Origin of the sequence: Microbacterium sp. (assembly GCF_031178525.1) — a bacterium.
Lineage (GTDB): Bacteria > Actinomycetota > Actinomycetes > Actinomycetales > Microbacteriaceae > Microbacterium.
The window spans coordinates 1-6,964 of sequence record NZ_JAPSJA010000134.1 but is presented as its reverse complement, the minus strand read 5'-3'; the positions used below and the strand labels follow the sequence as shown (position 1 = coordinate 6,964).

The 6,964-nt window shown below is 70.2% G+C and carries 9 protein-coding genes; 8 read left to right on the top strand and 1 reads right to left on the bottom strand.

Annotation, left to right across the window (positions count from 1 at the left end; all coding sequences use genetic code 11):
* The 6 genes from mbhE to mnhG all read left to right on the top strand — a co-directional run.
* Window positions 1-820, top strand: an 820-nt coding sequence (gene mbhE / locus RIF89_RS09415; protein WP_309068860.1) for a hydrogen gas-evolving membrane-bound hydrogenase subunit E, incomplete at its 5' end; no start/stop codon positions are given.
* The gene (locus RIF89_RS09410) at window positions 817-1,449 is read left to right on the top strand and encodes a Na(+)/H(+) antiporter subunit C (RefSeq protein ID WP_309068859.1); all 633 of its coding nucleotides are present in this window, start codon (window positions 817-819) and stop codon (window positions 1,447-1,449) included. The genes mbhE and RIF89_RS09410, both read left to right, overlap by 4 nt.
* A complete protein-coding gene (locus RIF89_RS09405) occupies window positions 1,446-3,008 on the top strand; it encodes a Na+/H+ antiporter subunit D (protein ID WP_309068858.1) in 1,563 nt (520 codons plus the stop codon). Before RIF89_RS09410 ends, RIF89_RS09405 begins: the two co-directional genes overlap by 4 nt.
* Before the next feature lie 70 nt (window positions 3,009-3,078).
* On the top strand, window positions 3,079-3,639 hold the full coding sequence (locus RIF89_RS09400; RefSeq protein ID WP_309068857.1) for a Na+/H+ antiporter subunit E: 561 nt from the start codon (window positions 3,079-3,081) through the stop codon (window positions 3,637-3,639).
* Window positions 3,636-3,905 carry a monovalent cation/H+ antiporter complex subunit F gene (locus RIF89_RS09395; protein ID WP_309068856.1) on the top strand — a complete coding sequence of 90 codons (270 nt, stop codon included), beginning with the start codon at window positions 3,636-3,638 and terminating at the stop codon, window positions 3,903-3,905. The genes RIF89_RS09400 and RIF89_RS09395 overlap by 4 nt, the downstream gene beginning before the upstream one ends.
* Window positions 3,905-4,234 (top strand): monovalent cation/H(+) antiporter subunit G, encoded by a 330-nt coding sequence (mnhG, locus tag RIF89_RS09390; protein WP_309068855.1) that lies wholly within the window; start codon window positions 3,905-3,907, stop codon window positions 4,232-4,234. The genes RIF89_RS09395 and mnhG overlap by 1 nt, the downstream gene beginning before the upstream one ends.
* Window positions 4,235-4,247: 13 nt before the next feature.
* Here mnhG and ald read toward each other — a convergent pair whose 3' ends face one another.
* Window positions 4,248-5,348 carry an alanine dehydrogenase gene (gene ald, locus RIF89_RS09385; protein WP_309068861.1) on the bottom strand — a complete coding sequence of 367 codons (1,101 nt, stop codon included), beginning with the start codon at window positions 5,346-5,348 and terminating at the stop codon, window positions 4,248-4,250.
* A gap of 111 nt (window positions 5,349-5,459) precedes the next feature.
* Between ald and RIF89_RS09380 the strand changes: the two genes are divergently transcribed.
* Window positions 5,460-5,945 carry an Lrp/AsnC family transcriptional regulator gene (locus RIF89_RS09380; RefSeq protein ID WP_309068854.1) on the top strand — a complete coding sequence of 162 codons (486 nt, stop codon included), beginning with the start codon at window positions 5,460-5,462 and terminating at the stop codon, window positions 5,943-5,945.
* Between the two features lie 106 nt (window positions 5,946-6,051).
* Window positions 6,052-6,951: a MetQ/NlpA family ABC transporter substrate-binding protein gene (locus RIF89_RS09375; RefSeq protein WP_309068853.1), complete on the top strand. Its 900-nt coding sequence runs from the start codon at window positions 6,052-6,054 to the stop codon at window positions 6,949-6,951.
* The last annotated feature ends 13 nt before the right edge of the window (window positions 6,952-6,964 follow it).

Genomic DNA, 6,964 nt, shown 5'->3' with positions numbered 1-6,964 from the left:
CGGCTGGGAGGAGCTCGCGTACGAGATCGGGCACGGCAAGAACGTCGTGAACGTCGCACTCGTCGACCTGCGCGGCTGGGACACGATGGGCGAGCTGTCGGTGCTGATCCTGGCGGCGACGGGCGTCGCGTCGCTCGTGTTCGTGACCGACCGCAAGGACACGCTGCAGCGCCTCACACGCGGGCTGGGCGGCGTCGGACGCCCCTCTCGGACGCGGCGGCTCGGCGCGCCGCGGCGGCCGCTCGTCGAGACGACGGGCGGCGTCGAGGTGCAGAACGCGGGCAATCGGGCGCAGCCGCGCGCGTGGCTCGTCGGCGGCCAGAAGCTCAGCGCCGAGTCGCGCTCGATCATCCTCGAGGTGATCGTGCGCATCCTGTTCCACACGATCATCGTGGTGTCGATCTACCTGCTCTTCGCCGGACACAACCTGCCGGGTGGCGGCTTCGCGGGCGGCCTCGTCGCCGGCATGGCGCTCGTGATGCGCTACGTCGCGGGCGGCAGGTATGAGCTCGGCGTCGCGGCCCCGACCGATGCCGGATGGCTGCTCGGCAGCGGCATGCTGCTCGCCGTCGGCACGACCCTGCTGCCGCTCGTGTTCGGTTTCGATCCGCTCACGCGCGCGGTGTTCGAGGCCGATCTTCCCCTCGTCGGGCACATCGAGTTCGTGACGTCGACGATCTTCGACGTCGGCGTGTACCTGGTGGTCATCGGGCTCGTGCTCGACGTGCTGCGCAGCCTGGGAGCCGAGGTCGACCGGCAGAGCAAGAACGACGAGACGAGCTGGCACGCGAGCGCGCCGCGAGAGGAGGAGGCCCGATGAGCGTCTCCCTCACCCTCGTGATCGTGATGGCCGTGCTGTACGCCGCGGGCGTGTACGCCATGCTCGAGCGCAGCCTGACGCGCGTCCTGATCGGCTTCCTGCTGCTCGGCAACGCCACGAACCTGCTGCTGATGATCGTGATGGGCTTCCCCGGCGTCGCGCCCTTCGCGGGCGAGGCCGAGTACCCCGGGGATCGCGGCCCGCGCAGCGATCCGCTGCCGCAGGCGCTGATGCTCACCGCGATCGTCATCACGTTCGCGGTCAGCGCGTTCCTGCTCGCGCTGATCTACCGCTCCTGGCAGCTCGGCCAGGCCGACACGGTCGAGGACGACGCCGAGGACCTGTCGCTGCGTGCGCGCGCGGCCGAGGCGGAGCGCGCACTCGCCGAGGGTGCGGGGGACGAGGCGACGACCGACTTCGTCGACGCGATCGCGTCGCCCCTGCGCGCCCTGGACGGCGCCGACGGGCTCGGCCTCCTGCCCGACGCACCCGTGGACAGGCCCCGCCCCGGATCCGGATGGCACGACGCGACCGCCACCGGATCGGCACCCGCGCCCGAACCACGCTCCGCATCCCGGCCGGGATCCGCCGACGATGAGACCACTGAGGAAGAGGGGGACCGATCATGACCCCGAGCCTCCTCGTGCCGCTCGTCGTGGGACTGCCGCTGACCGGCGCTGCGATCACGCTCATCGCGGGTCATCGGCGGCGCCTGCAGGTCGGCGTCTCGATCAGCACGCTCACGCTGACGTTCGCGCTCGCCGTCGCGATGTTCGTGATCGTCGACGCGGGCACGCCGCTGGCCGTGACCGTCGCGGGCTGGCCGCTGCCGTTCGGCATCGTCCTGTACGTCGACCGGCTCGCGGCCCTGCTCGTGGCCGTGTCGAGCGTGGTGCTGCTCGCGGTGCTGCTGTTCTCGGTCGGGCAGGGCGCCGCCGACGGCGACGACGACACGCCCGTGTCGATCTTCCACCCGTCGTACCTGATCCTCGCGGCCGGCATCTTCGACGCGTTCATCGCCGGCGACCTGTTCAACCTCTACGTCGGCTTCGAGATGCTGCTCGTCGCGTCCTACGTGCTGATCACGCTCGGCAGCACCGAGTCGCGCATCCGCACGGGCGTCGTCTACATCGTCGTGTCGCTCGTGTCGTCGATCCTGTTCCTTTCGGCGGTCGCGGTGATCTACGGCGCGCTCGGCACGGTGAACATGGCGCAGATCGCCGAGCGGATGAGCGAGCTGCCCGACAACGTGCAGCTCCTGCTGCATCTGCTGCTGCTCGTCGCGTTCAGCGTGAAGGCTGCCGTGTTCCCGCTGTCGTTCTGGCTGCCGGACTCGTACCCGACGGCGCCCGCTCCGGTCACGGCGGTGTTCGCGGGCCTGCTGACGAAGGTCGGCGTGTACGCGCTGATCCGCACCGAGACCCAGCTGTTCCCCGACAGCGACGTCAACGTCCTGCTGCTCGTGGTGGCGCTCGCGACGATGATCGTGGGCGTGCTGGGCGCGGTCGCGCAGGCCGAGCTCAAGCGCATCCTGTCATTCACCCTCGTGAGCCACGTGGGCTACATGGTGTTCGGGCTCGCGATCGTGACCGAGGCCGCCATCGGCGCCACGATCTACTACATGGTCCACCACATCGTGGTGCAGACGACCCTGTTCCTCGCGGTGGGGCTGATCGAGCGCCGCGCCGGAAGCACGTCGATCCTGAAGGTGAAGGGCCTGTTCGGGGCCGCCCCGCTGATCGCCGCGCTGTATCTCATCCCGGCCCTGAACCTGGGCGGACTGCCGCCGTTCTCCGGCTTCATCGGCAAGTTCGCGCTGTTCGACGCGGCGGCTCAGGTGGGGACGCCGCTGATGTACACGCTGATCGCGGGCGGCATCGTGACGTCGCTGCTCACGCTGTACGCGCTCATGCGGGCCTGGAACCTCTCGTTCTGGCGCGAGGAGGACGACTCGGTCGAGACCGAGGCGCGCATCCAGCACCTCGGCGCGGCTGTCGCTGCCGACGAGGTCAGCGAGCGACGCGTCATCCCGCGCATCATGACGGCCGCGACGATGGGCATGGTCGCCGTCTCGGTCGGGCTGACGGTGTTCGCGGGACCCCTCTACGAGATCTGCGACCGGATCGGATCGGCGCTGCTCGAGCCCGTCTCGCTCGTCGACCTCGGCGAAGTGGAGGAGTCGTCGTGATGCGCAAGACCGCCGCGAGGAGCGCGGCGTCGCGGACTGCGACCGACAGTCGCGGGGAGGTGCGGTGACGATGCCCGACCGTCGATCCGCCCTGCGGCGCCTCTGGAACCAGCTGCCGTTCTTCGTGTGGCTGGTCCTGCTGTGGATGATGCTGTGGGGCCAGTTCACCGTGCTCGCCGCGGTCACGGGCGTGGCGGTCGCGCTCGGCGTCACGAAGGTCTTCCACCTGCCGACGGCCGAGCTCTCGGGCCGCGTCAACCTCTGGTACGGATTCGTCTTCGTGCTGCTGTTCCTCGGCGAGCTGATGCGCGGTGCGGTCACGGTCGCCTGGCAGACGCTGCGCCCCGGCGAGACGACATCCGGGATCATCGCGGTGCAGCTGCGCACGGATGCCGATCTCGTCATGAGCCACGTCGCCGTGACGTCGTCGCTCATCCCCGGATCGCTCATCGTCGAGGCCGACCGCGAGCGGCGCATCCTCTACCTGCACGTGCTCGGCATCCGCGATCAGGCGGACGCGGACAGGCAGCGCCGCCACATCCTGGTGTGGGAGGAGCGGATCGTGCGCGCGGTCGGCTCGCGCACCGAGCTCGCGGCGCTGAAGAACGCACGGACGGAGGCGACGCGATGAGCATCGAGTCCGTCCTGATCGCGGTCATCCTCGTCACGTTCGCGATCGCGGCCGCCCTGACCATCGTGCGGATCGTCGTGGGCCCGTCGATCCTCGATCGTGCGGTGGCGAGCGACGTCCTGCTGACCGAGGTGCTGTGCATCCTCGGCGCGGAGATGGTCATCAACCAGCACACCAGGTCGATCCCGATCATGCTGATCATCGCCGCGATCGGGGTGTTCGGGTCCATCGCGGTCGCCCGCTTCGTCGCGCGGAGGGACCAGTGATGGTGGTCGACGTCGTGGCTCTCGTGCTCGTGCTGCTCGGTGCGCTCCTGTGCGTCACGGCAGGCATCGGCCTGCTGCGCTTCGGCGACGTGCCGTCCCGGCTGCACGCCGCGACGAAGCCGCAGGTGCTGGGCCTGCTGCTGATCGCGACGGCCGTGGCGCTGTCGCTGCGGTCGTGGACCGTGGTGGCGTCGCTCGTGCCGGTCGTGCTGATCCAGCTCGCGACAGCGCCCCTCAGCGCGCACATGGTCGGCCGGCAGGCCTACCGCAACGGCACGATCGATGAGGGGAACCTCGTCGTGGACGAGCTTCGCGACGCGGAGCGCTGAACGCCGACGCGCCTCAGTGCGCGAGTGCGAAGCTCGCGAACGCGGCCTTCACGCCCTCGTTGACGATCGTGCCGCCCTGCACGTTGAGGCCCCGCGCGAGCGCCGCATCGGCCGCGGCGGCGGCGTCCCAGCCGTGATCGGCGATCTGCAGGATGTACGGCAGCGTCGCGTTCGTCAGCGCGCGTGTCGAGGTCTCGGGCACCGCGCCGGGCATGTTGGCGACGCAGTAGTAGAGCGAATCGTGCACCGCGAAGGTCGGGTCGTCGTGCGTCGTGGGGTGCGACCCCTCGAAGCAGCCGCCCTGGTCGATCGCGATGTCGACGAGCACCGACCCGGGCTTCATCGCCGCGACCATGTCGAGCGTCACGAGCTTGGGCGCCGCGGCACCGGGGATGAGCACGGAGCCGATCACCAGATCCGCGTCGGCGACGGCCTCGGCCACCGCGTACCGCGTGGAGGCGCGCGTCTGCAGCGCGCCGCCGTAGCGGCGCTCGAGGTCGCGCAGCCGCGGCAGCGACACGTCGAGCACCGTGACCTGAGCCCCGAGCCCCAGGGCGTTCGCCGCGGCGTGCTCGCCGGCGACGCCGCCGCCGATCACGACGACCTTCGCCCGCGGCGTGCCGGCGATGCCGCCCGGCAGCAGGCCGCGTCCGCCCTGCGCGCGCATCAGGTTGTACGCGCCGACAACGATCGACAGCCGCCCCGCGACCTCGCTCATGGGCATCAGCAGCGGCAGCGACCGGTCGGGCAGCTGCACGGTCTCGTAGGCGACCGCCGTGGTGCGGGCATCGAGCAGCGCGCGGGTGAGGGGGGCGTCGGCCGCGAGGTGCAGGTACGTGAACAGGGTCAGATCCGGACGCAGGAAACCGTACTCGGCGGCGATCGGCTCCTTGACCTTCACGAGCAGCTCGGACTCGCCCCACACGTCGGCGGCGTCCGCCACGATGCGCGCACCCGCAGCCTCGTAGTCGTCGTCGCTGACCCGCGATCCGACGCCCGCGCCGGACTGCACGAGCACCTCGTGGCCGTGGGCGACGAGCGCGTCCACGCCCGCGGGGGTGATGGCGACGCGGTACTCGCGGTTCTTGATCTCCGTGGGGATGCCGATGCGCATGCCCGAGAGCATCGCAGTTCCTTCGCGTTCATGCGATCCTGTCCGAAGATCCTTCGGAGGAAGGCCACAGATCAGGGAGGGGCGTCCGTGCCCGCGACATCATCCCCGCCGGTGGCGAAGAATCTGCGACCCGCCGAGCTCGACGAACTGGACGAGAGGATCGTCGAGATCCTCGAGCAGGACGGCCGCATCACCAACGCCGACCTCGCGGTCGCGCTCGACGTCGCGCCGTCCACCGCTCACTCCCGGATGCGCTCGCTCGTCGAGCGCGGCGTGATCCGCGGATTCCATGCGAGCGTCGACCACAACCGCCTGGGGCGCGGTCTGCAGGCGATGGTCGGCGTCACGCTGCGCCCCGGCTCTCGACACGACGCGATCGTGCAGTTCGCGGACGAGGTGCGCCGGCTGCCCGAGGTGCTGCAGCTGTTCTTCGTGGGCGGCGTCGACGACTTCCTCGTGCACATCGCGGTCGAGGGATCCAGCGACGTGCGCCGATTCGTCGTGGATCACCTGTCCGCGCAGCAGTCGGTCGCCTCGACGCGCACGAGCATCATCTTCGAGTACCACCGCAACGCGGTCGCCGCTCCGTTCCAGTGATCCCCGGGGCGGCAGCCGGGCGCGTGTTGCGTCATGTGTCGCTCGGATTCGCGCCTCGACGATGCGTGCTTAGCGTGGAAGGACAGCACCCAGAAGGAGCACCGTCATGTCCCGCACCACCCGCCTCATCGCACCGCTCGCCGCCGTGAGCCTCCTCGCCCTCGCCGGCTGCGCATCCGGCACCGCCTCGGCCGACGCCGAGCTCGGCAGCGAGGACCGTCCGGTCAAGCTCGGCGTCGTGGGCGCGAGCGACCCCTACTGGGAGGTGTACGAGGCGGCCGCCGAGGAGGAGGGCATCGCGCTCGAGATCGTCGACTTCACCGAGTACTCGCAGCCCAATCCCGCGCTGACGGCGGGCGATCTCGACATCAACCAGTTCCAGCACATCCTCTTCCTCGCGCAGTACAACGAGGAGAGCGGCGAGGACCTCCAGCCGATCGGCGCCACGGCGATCTACCCGCTCGGCCTCTACTCCGACAAGTACGACTCGCCCGAGGACATCCCTGACGGCGAGACCGTGCTGGTGCCGGACGACGCCACGAACCTCGCACGCGGCCTGCTCGTGCTGCAGTCGGCAGGCCTCATCGCCCTCGAGGACGGCGGCAGCGCCTACTCGACGCCCGAGGACATCATCGAGGACTCGTCGCGCGTGAAGGTGGAGACGGTCGCGGCCGACCTCACGCTCACGTCGCTGCCGGACGTCGCCGCGTCGATCGCGAACAACGACTACGTGACGAAGGCCGGCCTCGACCCCGAGAGCGCGATCGCGGTCGACAGCGCATCGGACGAGTCGGCCCTGCCGTACGTGAACATCTTCGCGGTCCGCTCCGAGGACGCCGACAACGAGGTGCTGAACAAGCTGGTCGAGATCTACCAGACGAACCAGGACGTGCAGGACGGCGTGCTCGAGGTCTCCGGCGGCACCGCCGTGCTCGCGGACACGCCGGCCGCCGAGCTGCAGGCGTCGCTGGCCGACACGCAGGAAGCCTTCGCCGCCAGCAAGTAACCTGCGCTAGGCG